Annotated in this window: 17 protein-coding genes and 2 pseudogenes; 9 read left to right on the top strand and 10 right to left on the bottom strand. The window is 62.4% G+C overall.

The window, feature by feature from the left end:
• Positions 1–16: 16 nt before the first annotated feature.
• Positions 17–210 (bottom strand): annotated as a pseudogene (locus M3I53_RS08205) (beta-ketoacyl-ACP synthase); the annotation flags it as partial.
• Between the two features lie 111 nt (positions 211–321).
• Here M3I53_RS08205 and M3I53_RS08200 point away from each other — a divergent pair.
• Entirely contained in the window at positions 322–777 is a 456-nt protein-coding gene (locus tag M3I53_RS08200) for a signal peptidase (protein ID WP_254315460.1), read from the top strand.
• Between the two features lie 17 nt (positions 778–794).
• A complete protein-coding gene (locus M3I53_RS08195; protein ID WP_254315459.1) occupies positions 795–1,235 on the top strand; it encodes a YbjQ family protein in 441 nt (146 codons plus the stop codon).
• 48 nt (positions 1,236–1,283) lie between these two features.
• On the opposite strand, the pseudogene M3I53_RS08190 reads toward M3I53_RS08195, so the two are convergent.
• Positions 1,284–2,022, bottom strand: a pseudogene (locus M3I53_RS08190) (class I SAM-dependent methyltransferase).
• 183 nt (positions 2,023–2,205) lie between these two features.
• Here M3I53_RS08190 and M3I53_RS08185 point away from each other — a divergent pair.
• Positions 2,206–3,474, top strand: coding sequence for an NAD(P)/FAD-dependent oxidoreductase (locus tag M3I53_RS08185; RefSeq protein WP_254315458.1), 1,269 nt, complete (start codon positions 2,206–2,208; stop codon positions 3,472–3,474).
• A 69-nt stretch (positions 3,475–3,543) separates the two neighbouring features.
• Here the strand turns inward: M3I53_RS08185 and M3I53_RS08180 are convergent, their stop codons facing one another.
• Positions 3,544–3,963, bottom strand: a complete 420-nt coding sequence (locus M3I53_RS08180) for an ester cyclase (RefSeq protein ID WP_254315457.1) — start codon at positions 3,961–3,963, stop codon at positions 3,544–3,546.
• A gap of 212 nt (positions 3,964–4,175) precedes the next feature.
• Positions 4,176–5,474, bottom strand: coding sequence for an L-fuconate dehydratase (locus M3I53_RS08175; RefSeq protein WP_254315456.1), 1,299 nt, complete (start codon positions 5,472–5,474; stop codon positions 4,176–4,178).
• Positions 5,475–5,559: 85 nt separating this feature from the next.
• Between M3I53_RS08175 and M3I53_RS08170 the strand changes: the two genes are divergently transcribed.
• From M3I53_RS08170 to M3I53_RS08155, 4 genes are all read left to right on the top strand, one after another.
• Positions 5,560–6,321, top strand: a complete 762-nt coding sequence (locus M3I53_RS08170) for a GntR family transcriptional regulator (RefSeq protein WP_254315455.1) — start codon at positions 5,560–5,562, stop codon at positions 6,319–6,321.
• 126 nt (positions 6,322–6,447) lie between these two features.
• Positions 6,448–7,959, top strand: coding sequence for a sugar ABC transporter ATP-binding protein (locus M3I53_RS08165; RefSeq protein WP_254315454.1), 1,512 nt, complete (start codon positions 6,448–6,450; stop codon positions 7,957–7,959).
• A gap of 19 nt (positions 7,960–7,978) precedes the next feature.
• A complete protein-coding gene (locus M3I53_RS08160) occupies positions 7,979–9,004 on the top strand; it encodes an ABC transporter permease (RefSeq protein ID WP_254315453.1) in 1,026 nt (341 codons plus the stop codon).
• A 94-nt stretch (positions 9,005–9,098) separates the two neighbouring features.
• Positions 9,099–10,040 (top strand): ABC transporter substrate-binding protein, encoded by a 942-nt coding sequence (locus tag M3I53_RS08155; protein WP_254315452.1) that lies wholly within the window; start codon positions 9,099–9,101, stop codon positions 10,038–10,040.
• Between the two features lie 81 nt (positions 10,041–10,121).
• Here M3I53_RS08155 and M3I53_RS08150 read toward each other — a convergent pair whose 3' ends face one another.
• The 6 genes from M3I53_RS08150 to M3I53_RS08125 all read right to left on the bottom strand — a co-directional run bounded on the left by M3I53_RS08150 (position 10,122) and on the right by M3I53_RS08125 (position 16,532).
• The gene (locus tag M3I53_RS08150; RefSeq protein WP_254315451.1) at positions 10,122–11,534 is read right to left on the bottom strand and encodes a cytosine permease; all 1,413 of its coding nucleotides are present in this window, start codon (positions 11,532–11,534) and stop codon (positions 10,122–10,124) included.
• Positions 11,535–11,650: 116 nt separating this feature from the next.
• Complete coding sequence (locus M3I53_RS08145; RefSeq protein WP_254315450.1) at positions 11,651–13,120, bottom strand: aldehyde dehydrogenase; 1,470 nt, start codon at positions 13,118–13,120, stop codon at positions 11,651–11,653.
• 12 nt (positions 13,121–13,132) lie between these two features.
• Entirely contained in the window at positions 13,133–14,170 is a 1,038-nt protein-coding gene (locus tag M3I53_RS08140; RefSeq protein WP_254315449.1) for an LLM class flavin-dependent oxidoreductase, read from the bottom strand.
• A gap of 11 nt (positions 14,171–14,181) precedes the next feature.
• A complete protein-coding gene (locus tag M3I53_RS08135; RefSeq protein ID WP_254315448.1) occupies positions 14,182–15,141 on the bottom strand; it encodes a flavin reductase in 960 nt (319 codons plus the stop codon).
• A gap of 1 nt (position 15,142) precedes the next feature.
• Positions 15,143–15,961, bottom strand: coding sequence for an alpha/beta fold hydrolase (locus M3I53_RS08130; protein ID WP_254315447.1), 819 nt, complete (start codon positions 15,959–15,961; stop codon positions 15,143–15,145).
• Positions 15,930–16,532 carry an amino acid synthesis family protein gene (locus M3I53_RS08125; RefSeq protein WP_254315446.1) on the bottom strand — a complete coding sequence of 201 codons (603 nt, stop codon included), beginning with the start codon at positions 16,530–16,532 and terminating at the stop codon, positions 15,930–15,932. The genes M3I53_RS08130 and M3I53_RS08125 overlap by 32 nt, the downstream gene beginning before the upstream one ends.
• 156 nt (positions 16,533–16,688) lie before the next feature.
• Here M3I53_RS08125 and M3I53_RS08120 point away from each other — a divergent pair, with 156 nt between their 5' ends.
• Together M3I53_RS08120 and M3I53_RS08115 are read left to right on the top strand one after the other, a co-directional pair.
• Positions 16,689–16,979, top strand: a complete 291-nt coding sequence (locus M3I53_RS08120) for a DUF1330 domain-containing protein (protein ID WP_254315445.1) — start codon at positions 16,689–16,691, stop codon at positions 16,977–16,979.
• A 138-nt stretch (positions 16,980–17,117) separates the two neighbouring features.
• Positions 17,118–17,804: a GntR family transcriptional regulator gene (locus M3I53_RS08115; RefSeq protein ID WP_254315444.1), complete on the top strand. Its 687-nt coding sequence runs from the start codon at positions 17,118–17,120 to the stop codon at positions 17,802–17,804.
• Positions 17,805–17,875 lie beyond the last annotated feature (71 nt).

The following is a 17,875-nucleotide window of genomic DNA, read 5'->3' as shown; positions in this document are numbered from 1 at the left end:
CGCGGGGATATGCCTATTCGGAGTCTATCGCGCGCGCTCGCCCTGGATGTAGTCGAGCGGCGCGCAGGCTGGATCGACCGGGGTCAGGTTGAGCGTGGGCGCATACCTGTGGCGCTTCATCATCTCGATCGTCCACCAGGCCTCGATCGCGCCACAGGCGCCGAGCGTATGGCCGATATAGCTCTTGAGCGAGCTTATCGGCATGCGCGACGGCGAATACGTGATGAGCAATAACTTCGCATTTGGCGGCGTGAACACGTCGCCGAACTTCCGGCGCGCAGTCTGAAGTTTCGGGCAACCCTGAAAATAATGAGGATTCCAATGAAAAAGACTTGCCTCACGCTGAGCACCGCCGCGATCGTCAGCCTGACGTTGGCCGCTTGCGGATCGCAGCGCCTCACGCTGCCGATCCAGCCCGTCGCTTCCCTCTCGACGGCGAAAGCCGCGTCCAGCGCGGACCCCGCCGCGAAAATCGCCGTATATTTCGGCGCGCAGCCGCATCCGGAAGTGGTGCGCCACGTGGGTGACGCCTCGCATTCCCTGCGTATCGCCCGCGCGACCGACGGCGCCGAGGCCAGCTGCAACAAGGTGCTCGCCATCGCACTCGACAAGCTGCGCGCGGACGCCCACAACAAGGGCGCTAACGCCGTCATCAACGTGACCACGCGCTTTCACGGCAGCGAAACCGGGTCGGCCACCGAATACACCTGCGGCGTGAGCCAGAGCGCGGCGGCCATCGCCGTCACGGGTGACCTCGTAGTGCTGCAAGCGAACTGAACCAACGGAGAAAAGCAATGAAAAAACTGTGGATGTTCGCCGCGCTGTGCGCGGCTTTCGCGGCGCCGCAAGCCTACGCACGCAATTCGGTCGACACCTATTCCGTGGATGTCGCGCTCCACAGCGAGCCCGGCAAGGTGAGCGACGACATTGCGCTGTACTTTGCGGGCCAGCCTCATCCGGCGGTCAAGAAGACGCTGGGCCAGTTCTCCACGAACAAGAAGACGAACGCGTTTGGCAAGAGCGACGAAGCGGCCTGCCAGCACGTGTTCCTTTCGGCCGTGCAGGAGCTGCAGGAACGCGCGCGCAAGGAAGGCGGCAACGCGGTCATCAACATCAAGAGCAACTACAAGAACGAACTGCGCGAGAGCGCCACGGAATTCACGTGTGGCGCGGGCGCAATGATCGCCGGCGTGGCGCTCGTGGGCGACGTGGTCACGCTCAAGAGCGGCAAGTAACCCGCGGAAGGCGGCGGGCGACCCGGCTCGTGCCGCCTTTGCGCGCGTTCACGCCGCCTTCACGGCGGCTACGTTAACCAGGGTTTCGCGGCGCTTCCCAGGCTTGGGATGATGCAGGCCGAGGCGCTCGAAGAGACCGAAATCGGCTGCGCGGCCCCACCACAGGTAGGGTTAGCGAAACATTGCGCTCCGAAAAGCGGAAACCCGCCGTGCGGATCATTTCGAGGTAGCCGTTGGCGCTCTTCTGCACGTGCATGGGGTGGCGGAACAGCAGGCGTATGACCCACGAGCGGATATAGGCCTCGGTGGATTCGGCGAACAGCAGCACGCCGCCCGGCTTGAGCACGCGGTGGAACTCCGCGAGCGCGCGTTCCTGCTCGACGAGATGATGGAAAGTCTGGTGACAGAAGACGATGTCCGCGCTGGCCGTGGGCAGCGGCAGGTTCGCGCAGTCGCCGTGCAGCAGTTCGAACGTGGTCTGCGTCTGCAATTTGTCCTGGCAGGTGCGCGCGGCACGCGCCGCCAGTTCGAGCGATGCCTCGTGATAGTCGATCCCCACGATGCGGCGCGGGCGGAAAGCCTCGGCCAGCAGGCGGAACGACTTGCCCTGGCCACAGCCGACATCGACGATTTCGGGCGCGTCGGGCAAAGGCGCGTCCACGAGGCGCTTAAGGTCGTCGATCGCCACGCGCAGCACATGGTGCTCCCATGTATGGGTGCGGAGAAACCAGATGCCGAAGGCCGTTTCCGGGACGAACGGCACGTAATTTGATTCGGAAACCGACATATTTTTTTACCCGTTGCGAATGCGGTCATGGACGCGAATGGGCATTGTAAATGCAAGGGCGCAGCGAGGGGTGTCAGAATCACGGTTTCGCGCAGCGCAGTGCGCTTGCATTGGGCATACAGTCGTAACTGGACGTGACAGGACGTAACAGAGCGCGTCAGGACGCAGAGAAGGGAAAGGACTATGGAAAAGAGCATTGGAGAAGCCGTTACGCCGTCCACGCGACGCGAAGCCGTCGACGTGGCGATTATCGGCGCGGGCCCCTCGGGCGCCGTGGCTGCAGCCTTGTTGCGCAAGGCCGGACGCTCGGTGCTCGTGCTGGAGCGCCAGCATTTCCCGCGCTTCTCGATCGGCGAGAGCCTCTTGCCGCAAAGCATGGCGTATCTCGAAGAGGCCGGCATGCTGCAGGCTGTGGTGGAAACCGGCTTTCAGTACAAGAACGGCGCGCATTTCGTGTGGCGCGACGAGGTATCGTCGTACGACTTCCGCGACAAGCATGCGGCGGGCTGGGGCACGACGTACCAGGTGGAGCGCGCGAAGTTCGACGATCTGCTGATCGGCTGCGCCGCACAGCAGGGCGCCGAAGTGCGCTTCGGCCACACGGTGACCGGCATGCGCACGGGCGACGCGCCGGTGCTGGAGGTCATCGACGAAAACCAGGCGCACTATGAAGTGCACGCGCGTTTCGTGCTCGACGCGAGCGGCTTCGGCCGCGTGCTGCCGCGCCTCCTGAATCTTGAGGCGCCTTCCGGCCTGCCGACGCGTGCCGCGATCTTCAGCCACGTGCGTGACGGGCTGGCGCTGGACGCCTTCGATCGCAACAAGATTTGCATCGCGACGCACCCCGAGCATCGCGATGTGTGGTTCTGGATGATCCCGCTCGCGGGCGGCCGCTCGTCGGTGGGCTGTGTTGCCGATGCCGCTTTCCTCGACGTGCCGCAAGCGGAACGCGAGGCGCGGCTGCGGGCGCTCATTCGCGAGGAGCCGACATTGAACCGCCTGATCGGCGACGCGCCGTTTCTCATGCCCGTGAACCAGATCGGCGGCTATTCGGCCAACGTCGAACGATTGCACGGGCCAGGCTTCGCGCTGCTCGGCAACGCGGGCGAGTTCCTTGACCCGGTGTTTTCTTCGGGCGTCACCATCGCGCTGCGTTCGGCGCACCTTGCCGTGAAGGTGCTCGAGCGCGCGCTCGGCGGCGCGGTGGTGGACTGGCAGGCCGAATACGACGTGCCGCTGCGCAAGGGTATCGACACGTTCCGCGCCTTTGTCGAGCGCTGGTACAGCGGGGAGCTGCAGGACATCATTTATTACCCGCGCCAGACGCCCTTGATCCGTCGGATGATTAGTTCGGTGCTGGCGGGCTACGCATGGGACGAGAGCAACCCGTACGTGGCGGAGCCAGTGCGCAGGCTGACTTCGCTGCACGAGGCGTGCAAGCTGTCGCTGTAGCGAGGGGTGAGGGCTGCATGCACGGTTTGCGCGTGCGGCGGGGCGCAGGACCAACCCGGTTTCGCGGTTTCACTGGCCCGGTGGAGGAACCCCGCCTAGCTGGATCATCAACCCGAGCGTGTCCATGATGAGGCGGGTTTCCTTGATCCTGGCGTCCTGAAAGCGGTCGATGACCATGCCCCATACCTTGACGGAGCGCCCCGTCGCGTCCACGCCGAGGAACGCTCCCCTGTGCGTGCCTGTCCACTCGAAGCGGGTCAGCACGCGGTCGCCGTCTGCGAGTTGTTCCTCGACGCGCCAATGCATGTCCGGGAACGCGGCTCGCATCCCACGCACGACATCCTTGAGTCCCTCGATACCGGGACCCTGGCCAGGGAACGGCGCCTGCTCGACCATGTCCTCCCAGAAAAACCGCTCAGCGGCGTCGAGCTGCCCTTGATTCAGGACTTCCTCAATGAACGCGCGAACAATATGGCTTGTTTCGTGCATGGGTCGAATGGCTCCTGACTGGCGAGCGTGGGAAGTGAAAGCCGGTTGCTGCAGAGTAGGCGGGCAAGCGCGACGACGTGCGCCGGAGTCGCGCGAGAACGTGCGGTGGCGCACATTCCCCGTTTTGACGGTCAATAGAAGAGCAGGTGCCGCCGCGCACAGGGACAACGCCTGCATACCACCGCGAAAACAAGGAAAACGCAAAGCGGCCCTTAACCCCGCCATGCCTCCCCCGCAGGGAAGTCATACTTATCGAGCGATTCCGCAATCATCTCAATGCTATAACCAGGCCGCTGAGGCGGCATATACCGCCCATTCCGGATCACAACAGGATCAACAAAATGCTCATGCAAATGATCAACATACTCAAGCACGCGATTCTCGAGCGAAGCCGAAACACACAAATAATCGAACAGAGAAATATGCTGCACGTACTCACACAGCCCAACGCCGCCCGCGTGGGGACAAACGGGTATGCCGAACTTCGCCGCCATCAGCAACACGACGATCACTTCGTTAAGGCCACCTAACCGACAGGCATCCACTTGACAAAAGTCGATCGCCTGCGCCTGCAACAACTGCTTGAACATCACGCGATTGTGGCAGTGTTCGCCCGTGGCCACCCCAATCGACCCCAAACGCCGGCGTATCTCCGCATGTCCGAGAATATCGTCTGGGCTCGTCGGCTCCTCGATCCACCACGGATCGAACTCCGCTAGCCGCCGCATGTTCGCCACCGCCTGGTCGACGTCCCACACCTGGTTGGCGTCCATCATCAGCTTCAGGTTCTCGCCGATTTCCTCGCGCAGTATGCGCGCGCGCCGCACGTCTTCGTCGAGATTGCCGCCCACTTTCTGCTTGAAATGCGTCCAGCCCAGCGCGACGCCTTCCCGCGCGAGGCGCCGGATCTTGTCGTCGTCGTAGCCCAACCAGCCAGCCGAAGTCGTATAGGCGGGATAGCCCTGCGCGAGCATTTCAGCTTCCCGTGCGCCCTTGGTCTTCGTGTGGCGGTGCAGGATGGCCAATGCTTCGTAAGGCGTGATCGCATCGGTCACGTAGCGAAAATCGAGGCAGCGCACGAGTTCTTCGGGGCTCATGTCCGCGAGCAGTTTCCATACGGGCTTGCCAACCGATTTGGCCCACAGGTCCCACACCGCATTGACGACAGCCGCCGTAGCCAGATGAATCGCGCCCTTGTCAGGCCCGATCCAGCGCAATTGGCTATCCGAAGTGAATACGCGCCAGAATGCGCCCATGTTCGCGGTAATGTCTTCGAGCCGCTTGCCGACGATGAGCGGCGCCAGCGCATTGACCGCCGTCACGCAGATTTCATTGCCGCGCCCGATGGTGAACGTGAGGCCGTGCCCTGTGAATTCGTCTGGGGAATCGGTTTCGAGCGTGACGTAAGTGGCGGAGTAGTCCGGCGCGGCGTTCATGGCGTCGGAACCGTCGAGCGAACGCGAAGTGGGAAAGCGGATATCGCGAACGGACAGTTTGCTGATCGTGGTCATTCGAACTCCCTCTGGAAGGGATGGCTTTCGGGTAGGGAAAACCAGGCGTTTGCACGCGTTGACAACGCTGAATCTGCTACCTAGCATGCTAGCATGTCTTCTCAAAATCAAGCGCGCCGTGAACTCTTCAACCGAAGTCGCGAGTGTTGCCGGCAATCCTTATGTCGCACTGCAAAAGATTAGAGGCGGCGAGCGCGGCAGCCTGACCGATGCCGTCGAGCATGCGCTGAGAGAAGCGATCGTGACGCTCGCGCTGGAACCCGGAATGATGATCGACAAGATGGCGGTCTGCGAACGCATGGGCGTGTCGCGCTTTCCGGTTTCCGCCGCGCTGGCGAAGCTCGCGCATGCGGGTCTCGTCGAGGTTTTGCCGCAGCGCGGCACGCGGGTCAAGCCGATCGCGCTCGACGATATTCGCCAGCATCTGTTCATTCGCAGCGCGCTTGAAGTCGAAACGGTGCGCGGCGTCGCGCGCATGAAGGACCGCGCCACAATCGACGCCTTGGCCGCCAATCTCGACGAGCAGCGCAAGATCGCCGGCAATGGCCAGCGTCTCGAGTTTCATGAGCTCGATCTGGCGTTTCATGAAATCCTGCTCGACGCGGTGAACCTGCCGCGCGTGAAAGAGATCGTCGCGGTGTCGCGCAACGCGCTGGACCGCGCGAGGCAACTGCTGGCGAGTCCCGAGCGTCTCGTGCACACGCTCGAGGAGCACGAACGCATTTTCGAAGCCATTCGCGCCGGCCGTGCCGACGCCGCAGCCAAAGCGATGCACGACCATCTCGATCAGGTGATCGAGGAATTGCGCCGGTCCGCGAAAGAACGGCCGGATCTCTTTGCACCTTGAACACCTTAGTCTTACGTCGAGCAACGCCCGTCCTTCAACCACCTTCGTGCAGCGCTGCAAGCCACGCCGCGCACGCAATCAAGAGGCCCCGGTAATGTGTCTGGCTTTTCTTCGCGGATTAGCGCCATGACGCCGCTCATTTCCGTCAACAAGCTGAGCAAGAGCTTTCCCGGCGTGAGAGCGCTTCACGAAGTGCAATTCGAGCTCATGGCAGGCGAGGTGCACGCGCTGATGGGAGAGAACGGCGCGGGCAAGTCGACCTTGATGAAGATTCTCGCTGGCGTGTATACGCGAGATTCGGGCGACATTCTCTACGATGGCAAGCCTGTCGCGTTCGAGAGTCCGGGCGAGGCACAGGCCGTGGGTGTCGGCATCATTCATCAGGAACTCCAGCTGATGAATCATTTGACCGTCGCGCAGAACATGTTCATCGGCCGCGAACCGCGCGGGCGCCTCGGGCTCTTTCTCGACGAAGACAAGCTCAATGCGCAGGCGCGCGAGATTCTCGCCCGCATGCACGTGCACCTCGACCCGCGCACCGTGGTGGGTTCGCTCACGGTGGCAAGCCAGCAGATGGTCGAGATCGCCAAGGCGCTGTCGTTCGATTCGCGCGTGCTCATCATGGACGAGCCGACTTCCGCGCTCAACGACGCGGAAATCGCCGAGCTTTTCCGCATCATTCGGCAGTTGAAAGAGCGGGGCGTGGGCATTGTCTACATTTCGCACAAGATGGATGAGCTCAAGCAGATTGCCGATCGCGTCACCGTGCTGCGCGATGGCGAGTACGTCGCCACCGTCACCGCCGCCGATACGAGCGTGCAAGCCATCATCGGCATGATGGTCGGCAGAACGCTCGCCGATGTCGCACCGTATCAGGGGCCGGCGCACCAGGGCGAAGTCGCGCTCGAAGTGAAGCATCTGAATGCGGGCCCGCTCGTGAGGGATGTGAGCTTCACGCTGCGCAAAGGCGAAATACTGGGCTTTGCGGGACTGATGGGCGCGGGCCGCACCGAGGTCGCGCGCGCTGTGTTCGGCGCGGACCCGGTCGAGTCCGGCGACATCTTCGTGAAAGGCGCGAAGGTATCGATCAAGACGCCGAGCGACGCGGTCGCGCACAGCATCGGGTATCTCTCCGAGGACCGCAAGCGCTTTGGTCTCGCGACCGGCATGGACGTCGAATCGAACATCGTGATGTCCAATCTCGGCAAATTCCTTTCGGTGAACATGTTTCTGCGCCGCGTGCAGATTCGCAAGACGGCGGCGCATTTCATCAGTCTGCTCGCCATTCGCACGCCTTCCGCCACGCAGCCGGTGCGTCTGCTGTCGGGCGGCAACCAGCAGAAGATCGTCATTGCGAAGTGGCTCGAGCGCGACTGCGACGTGCTCTTCTTCGACGAGCCCACGCGCGGCATCGACGTGGGCGCGAAGAGCGAGATCTACAAGCTGTTGCGGGCGCTCGCCGAACAAGGCAAGGCGATCGTGATGATCTCGTCGGAACTTCCGGAAATCCTGCGCATGAGCGACCGGATCGTAGTGATGTGCGAAGGCCGTATCACTGGCGAACTCTCCGCCAGCGAGGCGACCCAGGAGCGCATCATGCATCTCGCGACCGAGCGCGAAACCCTGCAAGCGGCATGAGCCTCAAGAGGTCGAATCCATGACTATGCAATCGGATACTGCGGCGCTGGCCGACCAGAAACGGTCGTCCGGCCTGAAGGCGCGGATTTTCTCGCCCACTGCGCTGCAGAAAATGCTCGCGTTCGCCAGCCTGATCCTGCTGCTGATCTTTTTCAGCTTCGCTTCGCCTGCCTTCATGCAGATGGACAACATCCTCGGCATTTTGCAGGCAACCGCCGTGAACGGCGTGCTCGCCATTGCCAGCACGTTCGTCATCATTACGGGCGGCATCGATTTGTCGGTCGGCACGCTGATGACCTTTACGGCGGTGATTTGCGGCGTGTTTTTGACCTACTGGCATTTGCCCATGTGGATCGGCGTGCTCGCCGCAATCGGCACGGGGGCGGTGTGCGGAACCATTTCGGGCACACTCACGGCGAAGATGAAGATCCCCCCGTTCATCGCCACGCTCGGCATGATGCTGCTGCTCAAGGGGCTCTCGCTCGTCGTTTCTTCCGACAAGCCGATCTATTTCACCGACACCGAAAACTTCTACATGATTTCGCAGGACTCGCTGATCGGCTATTTTTTGCCCAGCGTGCCCGTACCGAACGCCGTGCTGATCCTGTTCGTGCTCGCCATTGTGAGTTCGATCACGCTGAACCGCACGGCGCTCGGGCGCTATACGTTCGCGCTCGGCAGCAACGAAGAGGCCGTGCGGCTTTCCGGCGTGAACGTCGATCGCTGGAAGATTGCGATTTATGGTCTTGGCGGCGCGATTTGCGGCATCGCAGGGCTCTTGATCGCTTCGCGTCTGAACTCGGCGCAACCGGCGCTTGGCCAGGGCTACGAGCTGGAAGCCATCGCGGCGGTGGTGATCGGCGGCACGTCGCTGAGCGGCGGCTCGGGCACGATACTCGGCACCATCATTGGCGCGTTCATCATGAGCGTGCTGACCAACGGCTTGCGCATCATGTCGGTGGCGCAGGAATGGCAGATCGTGGTGACCGGTCTCATCATCATCCTCGCGGTTTACGCGGATATCCTGCGCCGCAAGAAGCGTTAAATCAGGAGACGAAAGAAGCACGGAAGAACGGGGAGTAAAACAAGGCTCCCTCAACGGCTGGAGGTCTATGGCCCACCTTAGGAGGAGAAATGTCATGTTGAAAAGAAAACTGATCAGTGCCGTAATCGGAGTGGGCGCGCTCGTGGGCGCATCCAGCTTGGCCTACGCTGAGGAACCCTACATTCCGATCATTTCGAAGGGCTTTCAGCATCAGTTCTGGCAGGCCGTGAAGTCCGGCGCGGAACAGTCGGCGACGGCGAACAACGTCAGGATCACATTCGAAGGCCCTGAAACCGAGGCCATGGTCGACAAGCAGATCGACATGCTTTCGGCCGCGCTCGCCAAGAAACCGCAGGCGCTCGGCATCGCCGCGCTCGACAGCAAGGCCGCCGTTCCGCTGCTCAAACGCGCGCAATCCAGCAAGATCCCTGTGATCGCGTTCGACTCGGGCGTCGACAGCGATATTCCGCTCACGACCTGCGCCACGGACAACCTCGCCGCCGCCGCGCTCGCCGCCGACAAGATGGCGGAGATGATCGGCAATTCCGGCGAAGTCGGCGTGATCGTGCATGACCAGACGAGCCGCACGGGTATCGACCGGCGCGACGGCTTCCTCAACGAGATGAAGACGAAGCACACGGGCATCAAGATCGTTTCCGTGCAGTACGGCGCGGGCGACCACCTGAAGTCGGCGGAAATCGCCAAGGCCATGATTCAGGCGAACCCGAACCTCAAGGGCATTTTCGGCGCGAATGAAGGCTCGGCGGAAGGCGCGGCGATCGGCGTGAAGGAGTCGGGCAAGAAGCTGGTGCTGATTGGCTTCGACTCGGGCAAGGAGCAGAAGGAGGCCATCATGTCCGGCCTGATGGCGGGCGCGATTACGCAGAACCCGGTCGGTATCGGCAAGTGTGTCGTCGATTCCGCGGCGAAGGCGTTGAAGGGCGAAACACTGCCCAAGAAAATCGACACGGGCTTTTACTGGTACGACAAGACCAATATGAACGACCCGAAGATCGCGGCGGTGCTTTACAACTGATTGATATTGGTGCGAGTCATGCGCTGGGAGAAAGGAAGAGCCGAGGCTCTTCCTTTTTGTTTTGCGCGTTTGCGGCGCACTTCACTCAGAAACCGCAGCCCCTGCCGGCGACCGCCGGGACGAGCGCGCAGCGCCTTTCGAGGCGAACAGGTAGTAGGTCAGCGCAGTCGCGACGAGGCCAACCATCCACGAGATATCGGCGTCGCCGACGATCGACGCCAGCGGGCCGTGGAAAAAGCTCTCCGCCATGAACGGCACCTGCACCGCAATGCCGAAGAGGTAAATGGCGATGGCCTTGAAGTTGAAGGAGCCATACACGCCGCCGTGGCTGCTCACGATTTCCGCGACGCGATAGCGCCGGTTGTTGATCAGATAGAAGTCGACCAGATTGATCGCGACCCACGGCGCGAGCACGATGCGCATGGCAAAGATCGCAGTCAGGAAGATCGCGATGAAATTGCTCGAGGCCCACAACGCCGTGACGGTAGGGGCGACCAGCAGCGCGCTCGAAAAGACGATGCGCACGGTGCGGCCCGGCACCCAGTCGGGGCGGAAGGTCTGCGCGGCGGTAATGAACGACAGCACTCCGCCATACAGATTCATGCCGTTGTGGCCAATAATGTTGACCAGGAAGAGGAAGATCAGCGCATAGCCGAACAGGCCCGTTTGCGTGCGGATGGCTTGCATGGCGTCGGTGGAATGACCGGTGCTGACCGCGAGCACGCCAAAGAGAAACGCGAAGATCGTGCCGAGCGAGGTGCCGAAATACGTGAACGCGAAGGTCTTCGCAAAGCCCGCTGAGGTCGGCAAGTAGCGCGAATAATCGGACGTGTAGGGTGCGAAGCTGATTTGCCAAACCGCGCAAAGCCCGAACATCGCGAACCAGTTCGACACGTCGAAATGGCCCTGCTGCAGGATTTGCGCGTTGAGGCCGGGCGCCATTATGATCATGCCGATCAGGAGCGCGCCGCCCATGAACCACGCGCCTACCTTGTTGAAGCGGTGGATGAAGTGGTAACCGATCACGCCGACGAGCGTCGCCAGGATCGCGCCGAGCACGGTGCCAACCGGAACGGGCACTGCAGGCGCGGCGGTGTGAAGCGTTTTGCCCGCGAGGATGATGTTCGAGACGAAGAAGCCGAGATAGATCAGCGTGGTGAAGCTGACCACGAGCAGCGAGCCATAGCGGCCGAATTGCGCGCGGCTTTGAATCATCTGCGGCACGCCGACGAGCGGGCCTTGCGCAGAGGTGAGGGCGTGGAAAATCGCGCCGAAGAATTGCCCGGCGACGATGGCGAGAATCGCGCTCATCACGTCGAGGTGAAAGACCAGCACCGAAGTCGCGCCGGATATCACGGCAAGCGGCGCGACATTCGTGCAGAACCACAACGTGAAGAGATCGACTGGCTTGCCATGCCGATGCTCGGGAGCGACATACTCGATCGAGTTGCTTTCAATGGTCAGAACGCTGTTGTCGTTCGCCGGGTTTTTCATAGTGTCTCCATCTTTATTGCACAGGCCGAGCCACGCCACGAAGGTGGCGCGGCATGGCCTTGAACGGCTTTGAAGCGGCTTTGGAACGGCTTTGAAGCGGTGCAGTGGGGAACGGATCAGCGCATCACGAAGGGGTCGCTGATCGGCTCGTCCGAGGTGCGCAGCCACACGGACTTCGTTGTCGTGTATTCGAGCGCGGCAGCCATGCCGCCCTCGCGGCCGTGCCCGGAGAGCCCGAAGCCGCCAAACGGCACGAGCGGCGACACCGCCCGATAGGTGTTGATCCAGACGATGCCCGAGCGCACGCGCCGCGAAACGCGATGCGCGCGCGTGAGGTTGGTGGTGAAGATGCCCGCGGCGAGTCCGTAAGCGGTGCTGTTCGCCTTCTCGATGGCGTCCTGTTCGGAAGTGAACGTATCCACCGAAAGCACGGGGCCGAACAACTCCGTCGTGATGCTGTCGGCGTTGCTCACGCCCGAGCAGTCGAGGATCGTGGGCGCGTAGTAGTAGCCGTCGCGCTCCAGCGCCTTGCCGCCGGCGAGCACCTTGGCCCCCTGGTCCACAGAACTCGCGACGATCTTCTCGATGTTGCGCAGTTGCCGTTCGGTGCAGAGCGGCCCGTATTCCGTCGTCATCTCGTTGGGCGAACCGACGCGGATGCGCGAGACGCGTTCAACAAGCAACGTGAGGAACGCGTCCTTGACGGACGCCTCGATCAAGAGACGCGAGCCCGCCACGCAGCTTTGGCCGCTTGCCGCGAAAATCGCCGCGACTTGCGCATTCACCGCGCTCTGAATATCGGTGTCGGCGAACACGATGAACGGCGACTTGCCGCCCAGTTCAAGCGAGACCTTGGCCAGATTGTTCGAGGAGTTCCTGACGATATGCCGGGCGGTTTCGGGGCCGCCCGTGAAGGCGATCTTGTCCACCGTGGGATGGCCGCTGAGCACCGCGCCGCATTCCGGCCCAAAGCCGGTGATCACGTTGACGACGCCCGGCGGAAATCCTGCCTCGTGCACGAGCCTCGCAAATTCGAGCAGCGGGCCGGGCGCTTCCTCGGAAGCCTTCAGCACGACCGTGCACCCGGCGGCTAGCGCCGGCCCGAGCTTCACGGCGGAAAGGAACAACTGGCTGTTCCATGGAACGATGGCGGCGACCACGCCGACGGGCTGCCGTTCGAGCCAGACCTGCATGTCCGGCTTGTCGACCGGGATGTGGCTACCCTCGATCTTGTCGGCGATCCCCGCGTAGTAGCGGTAGTACTCGGCCACATAGGCGATCTGGCTCGACGTCTCGCGAATGATCTTGCCGGTGTCGTTCGTTTCAATTTCAGCGAGTCGCGGCGCAGCCTTCTCGACGAGCCCGGCCAGCTTGTGCAGCAGCTTTCCGCGAGCCGAGGCGGTGAGGCCGGCCCACGCGGAATCGGTCAGCGCGCGGTTGGCCGCCTCGACGGCGCGGTTGACCTGCTCCGTGCGCGCTTCGGGCATTTGCGCCCACACTTTGCCCGTGGCCGGGTTCACGCTGTCGAAGGTCGCGGCGCCCGGTTCGAACTGGCCGTCGATATACAGCTGAAAATGAAAATCCATGGAATCCGCCCCTTACCTGAATGCAGGCATGACGTCGTTGATCATGCGCTCGAGTGACGCCTTCTTGCGCTCGAAGCTCATGCCGGTATCGATCCAGAACGAGTACTCGTCGAAGCCGAGTTTCTCGTAGGCCCGCAGACGCCCGATCACTTCCTCGGGCGTGCCGATGACATTGTTCTTTCGCATCGCCTCGGGCGTGTAGAACGGGTGAGCCGCGATCTCTTCCTTCGTGAGCGGCTTGATCATGCCGCGGCTCACGGGGCGCTCGTTCTTGAACCACGCGCCGAAGTAGTTGTAGAACGTGTTCACTTCGTCGGCTGCGACCTGCGCGTCGTCCTCGCTGCTCGCCACGTACGTATGGCGCAGCAACATGATTTGCGGGCGCGGCACGTTGCTGAACTTCTCGCACGCGGCGTTGAAGTGGCCGACGAGCTTCTCGACTTCTTCGTCGCCGAAATGCAGCGGCGTGACCTGCACGTTGCAACCGTTGGACACGGCGAATTCGTGGCTGTTCGGGTCGCGCGCGGCCACCCAGATCGGCGGATGCGGGCGCTGCAAAGGCAACGGCGACGACGTGGTCGCGGGGAATTTCCAGAACTCGCCTTCGTGCGCGTAATCGCCTTCCCACAGCTTTTTCACGGCCGGAATGAGTTCGCGCATGCGTTGGCCCGCGCCCCACGCGTCGAGCCCCGGCATCAGGCGTTCGTACTCGAACGAGTATGCGCCTCGTGCAATGCCCAGATCCAGACGGCCGTTCGAGATGATGTCGGTCATCGCGGCTTCGCCGGCGAGCTTGATCGGGTGCCAGAAGGGCGCAATGACCGTGCCCGTGCCGAGCCTCACGTTCTTCGTCTTGTTTGCGAGGTCCGCGATGTTGAGGAACGGATTGGGCGCGATTGTGAAGTCCATGGCGTGGTGCTCGCCGGTCCAGATCGCATGCATGCCGCCGCGATCGGCGATCTGGCACAGCTCGATCATTTCGTCATACAACTGCTTCTGACTGGTCTGATCGGAGACGCGCTCCATGTGAACGAAAAGTGAGAATCGCATGATGGAACCTTTCAGGAATGAAGCGGGCGGACTGTGCCGTTGCTATGGTCGCCGAAGTACATCCCGTAGCTCTTCAGTTCGCTTTCCTTGCGGTAGCGCTGGAGCATGCTGGCAAGTGCGCTGTCCTGGAACGCTTGCGTTTGCACGTCTTCCAGACTAACGAATTGTGCCGAGGCGTCGCCCGCTGCGGCGAGTTCATCCGGCGCGCTGCACAGGAACGAGATGTACTGGTAATGGGTTTCGGTATTGTTGTAGACCGAATAGATGAAGCTTGCCGATGCATCGGGCTGGTACTTCGTGAAGATCTCGGCGAGCGCCTTGTCGGCGCCTTCCTTGCCGATCTCTTTCGAAGGCAGGCCCCATTTGCCGTCTGCGTTTTTCACGAGCAGCACCTTGTCCTCGCGCGCGATGATCGCGCTCACGATGACTTTCGGACCCGCGATGACTTCCGCCGATACCCTGGCCGGCGTGAAATAACCGCCGCGATAGTAGCCGAGGCCAGCGAACCCCGCGGAATGAAACGCCTCGACCCGGCCGACGATCAGCGCGTGGTCGCCCGCGTCGATCACGGCGTGCGTCGTGCAGTCGAACCAGGCGCTGACGTCGCCAATGAGCGGGTTGCGGTTGGCGCTCAATTGCCAGTTCACACTGGCGAAGCGGTCGTCGCTCGGCCGCGCGAACGTGTTGGACAAATCCTTTTGTCCTTCCGCGAGGATGTTGATGGCGAAGTGGCCCGCAGTCGCAAACGTCTGGTAATTGTTCGACGTTTTCGCGATGCTCACCAGCAGCAGAGCGGGGTCGAGCGAAACGGACGAAAACGAATTGGCGGTGAAGCCGAGCGGCTTGCCCTCGTCCGTCGCGGTCGTCACGATCGTCACGCCCGTCATGAACGCGCCGAACGCGTCGCGCAGCTCGCGCGTGTTGATCTTCGCGGCTTGCGGGTTAACTACCTGGCTCGTGTCTTGGCTCATTTCACACTTCCACTTCGTGGTTTTCCGCATGCGGCTCCGTCTGCAACCAGGCACGCAGCGCGCGATTGACTTCGTCGGGCGCGGTGAGGTTCACCATGTGGCGCTCGTTTTCGATCACCACGGCCGTGCCGTTGTGCGCGGCCTGCGCCATCTGTCTTGCCATCTCCGGCGTCGAGTTCGGATCGTCGGCGCCGGTCAGGACGAGAGCAGGGCAGCGAATCGTGTGCCAGCCGTCGGCGTACACATCGTCGCCGCCCGCAAACGCCGTATAGGCCGTGGCATAGCCCGCGAGCTTCACCGACTTCAGCCACGACTCGACCTTTTGCGCCGCCACTTGCTGCGCTTCGTCTGCGTTGAACCAGCGCCGCAGCGGCGTATCCACGTCGATGGTGCCCGAGCGCAACTCGGCGGCGCGCTGCAGCACGGCTTCGCGCGCCGCTTCGGTACGCCGGTACACACCGTTCAGGACTGCCACACGCTTGACCAGATCGGGACGCGTGACCGCGACGCCAGCCGCGATCAACGAACCCATCGAGTGCCCCGCCAGATTGACGGGACCCACGTGCAGCGCCTCGACGAAACTGGTTGCCCACTCAACGAACTGCGGCAAGCCGGCGCCCGCTTCGAGCGCATCGCTTCGACCGTGGCCCGGCATGTCGACCGAGATCACGCGGAATTCGGCCGAGAGGTCTTCGATCTGCGGATACCACGCGCTCGCCTGCATGCCCACGCCGTGAATCAGCACGAGCGGTTCGCCCGCGCCTTGCTCCAGATAGTGCGCGACGCGCTTATTTGACAGCTGCAGGGTTCTTGACGTCATTTCCGAGCTCTGCGAGGTCTTTGTAGCGATCGCCAATGCGGTGATGCGGGCGGCCACCCGTTGCGGCGCCAATAGCGACCACGAGTTCGTCGGCGGCCGGTGCATCGGCAATCGAGAACTGGAGCGTGAGATAGTGCGAGCGGCGGCCTTCGTCGTTCTTGTCCATCATCGGGATGAGCAGCGGCGCATTGGCCGGGCCACGCGTGTTGTTGAACGCGAGATACGACTTCGCGCCCACCGCCGAGCGATAGATATTGCCGAAGTGCAGGGTGTGGATGAGCGCGGACGCATGCTCCAGTTCGCCCGCAAGACCCACGATGGCGCTCTTGCCGAACGCTTCGACCGCTTCGCCCGAACCGGCTTCGTCGATGATGAGCTTCGTGAGGTGCTCGCTCAGTTGCGGCGCGATTGCGCGAATCTCGGGCGAGAGGTCTTCCACGTAACCGCGGCCCGCCCACGGGTTCTTGATCACCGCGACCGCGCCGATCATTTTCAGCGGCTTCGCAGCGGCCTTGTCGCCGTCTACGAAGACGTTCTCGACATGGAGGATGGATTTGCGAATCAGGCTCATGGCAACTTCCTTCGTACGTTGATTGTGTGAAGCATTTTGGTATACCATGTTACGGCATGCCATGAGTGTTAACCCGATAGCTCACTGTGAACCCCGTCTGCCAGGGGATTGCCGCTTTTTCTAGATGAATCCGACGATGAAAAACGAGGAGGAGAGATGACTGCATACTGGATTGCACATGTCACCGTGCTGGATGCCGCGAAGTACAAGGACTACACGGACATCGCGCCCCTGGCGTTCAAAAAGTTCGGCGCCGTATTTCTCGCGCGTGGCGGCGCTGCGCAGGTGCTGGAAGGCGAGTCGTTCGCGCGGCACGTCGTGATCCAGTTCCCTGACATGCAAACGGCGCTCGACTGCTACCGCTCGCCGGAATATCAGACGGCCAAGGCGAAGCGCGATGGGCATTGCGTGGCGCAGATCACGATCGTCGAGGGGCTGGAGGGCTGAACAGGCAGTTGGGGCTGGTCGTAAAAGCGGGCGCGAAGGCGCAGGCAGAAGGAAAGCTGAACGTCAGTTGCGTCATAATATGGCATTCCATGTCCGCGCCCTTGTGCGCGGGCTTTCGTCCTTCTCCTGTTGCCGCCTATGCAAGACCTCAAAATCGACCGCAATGCCAAGACCCTGCGTGAACTCACGCTCGACAAACTGCGCGGCGCGATAGTCCAGGGGTATTTCCGGCCAGGCACGCGGCTCGTCGAACGCACGTTGTGCGACGAGCTTGGCGTGAGCCGCACAGTGGTGCGCGAGGTGCTCCGCCATCTCGAGACCGAAGGGCTGGTCGAGATCGTCGCGCGGCAGGGGCCGATCGTGGCGCGGCTCGACCCCACGCAAGTGGGCGAGATCTACGAGTTGCGCGGCCTGCTCGAAGCCAACGCTGCCCGGGCCTGCGCCGAGAACGCCACGCCCGAAGTCGTGCAGCGGCTGCGCGCGATCCGCGCGGTCATCGAGGATGCCTTCGAGAAGCGCGACCTGCCGCGCGTGGTGGAGCACACCGAGCGCTTCTATGAAACGCTGTTCGAAGCCGCCAACAAGCAGGTGTCGCTCACGGTCGTCAAGACGCTAAACGCGCGCATCAACCGCTTGCGCGCGTTGACCATTGCGATGCCGGGGCGCGGCGGCGACTCCAACCGCGAAATGAACCTGCTGCTCGACGCCATCGAGCGGCGCGACGGCGAAGCGGCCTCCGCGGCGTCGTTCGCGCATATCAAGCGGGTCTCCGAACTGGCGCTCTCGGCGCTCGCCCAGCAGAACGAAGGTCTCGGCGACGCCTGAGGCCTTCACCCACTTAGGATCTAAAAGGGCCGTCGGCACTCGCCGGCGGCCTTTTCTTTTGTCTGCTTAAT

Origin of the sequence: Paraburkholderia sp. CNPSo 3272 (assembly GCF_024206495.1) — a bacterium.
Classification (GTDB): Bacteria; Pseudomonadota; Gammaproteobacteria; order Burkholderiales; family Burkholderiaceae; genus Paraburkholderia.
The sequence above is the reverse complement of the archived record's forward strand: the minus strand, read 5'-3'. Positions and strand labels throughout refer to the sequence as shown.

Bases quoted from the DNA above. Each gene is read 5' to 3' on its own strand.
- M3I53_RS08170 (WP_254315455.1), top strand. From the start codon at position 5,560: ATGCTAGCATGTCTTCTCAAAATCAAGCGCGCCGTGAACTCTTCAACC.
- M3I53_RS08165 (WP_254315454.1), top strand. From the start codon at position 6,448: ATGACGCCGCTCATTTCCGTCAACAAGCTGAGCAAGAGCTTTCCCGGC.
- M3I53_RS08180 (WP_254315457.1), bottom strand. From the start codon at position 3,963: ATGCACGAAACAAGCCATATTGTTCGCGCGTTCATTGAGGAAGTCCTG.
- M3I53_RS08155 (WP_254315452.1), top strand. From the start codon at position 9,099: ATGTTGAAAAGAAAACTGATCAGTGCCGTAATCGGAGTGGGCGCGCTC.
- M3I53_RS08120 (WP_254315445.1), top strand. From the start codon at position 16,689: ATGACTGCATACTGGATTGCACATGTCACCGTGCTGGATGCCGCGAAG.
- M3I53_RS08195 (WP_254315459.1), top strand. From the start codon at position 795: ATGAAAAAACTGTGGATGTTCGCCGCGCTGTGCGCGGCTTTCGCGGCG.
- M3I53_RS08135 (WP_254315448.1), bottom strand. From the start codon at position 15,141: ATGAGCCAAGACACGAGCCAGGTAGTTAACCCGCAAGCCGCGAAGATC.
- M3I53_RS08115 (WP_254315444.1), top strand. From the start codon at position 17,118: ATGCAAGACCTCAAAATCGACCGCAATGCCAAGACCCTGCGTGAACTC.
- M3I53_RS08130 (WP_254315447.1), bottom strand. From the start codon at position 15,961: ATGACGTCAAGAACCCTGCAGCTGTCAAATAAGCGCGTCGCGCACTAT.
- M3I53_RS08200 (WP_254315460.1), top strand. From the start codon at position 322: ATGAAAAAGACTTGCCTCACGCTGAGCACCGCCGCGATCGTCAGCCTG.
- M3I53_RS08185 (WP_254315458.1), top strand. From the start codon at position 2,206: ATGGAAAAGAGCATTGGAGAAGCCGTTACGCCGTCCACGCGACGCGAA.
- M3I53_RS08125 (WP_254315446.1), bottom strand. From the start codon at position 16,532: ATGAGCCTGATTCGCAAATCCATCCTCCATGTCGAGAACGTCTTCGTA.
- M3I53_RS08160 (WP_254315453.1), top strand. From the start codon at position 7,979: ATGACTATGCAATCGGATACTGCGGCGCTGGCCGACCAGAAACGGTCG.
- M3I53_RS08175 (WP_254315456.1), bottom strand. From the start codon at position 5,474: ATGACCACGATCAGCAAACTGTCCGTTCGCGATATCCGCTTTCCCACT.
- M3I53_RS08140 (WP_254315449.1), bottom strand. From the start codon at position 14,170: ATGCGATTCTCACTTTTCGTTCACATGGAGCGCGTCTCCGATCAGACC.
- M3I53_RS08150 (WP_254315451.1), bottom strand. From the start codon at position 11,534: ATGAAAAACCCGGCGAACGACAACAGCGTTCTGACCATTGAAAGCAAC.
- M3I53_RS08145 (WP_254315450.1), bottom strand. From the start codon at position 13,120: ATGGATTTTCATTTTCAGCTGTATATCGACGGCCAGTTCGAACCGGGC.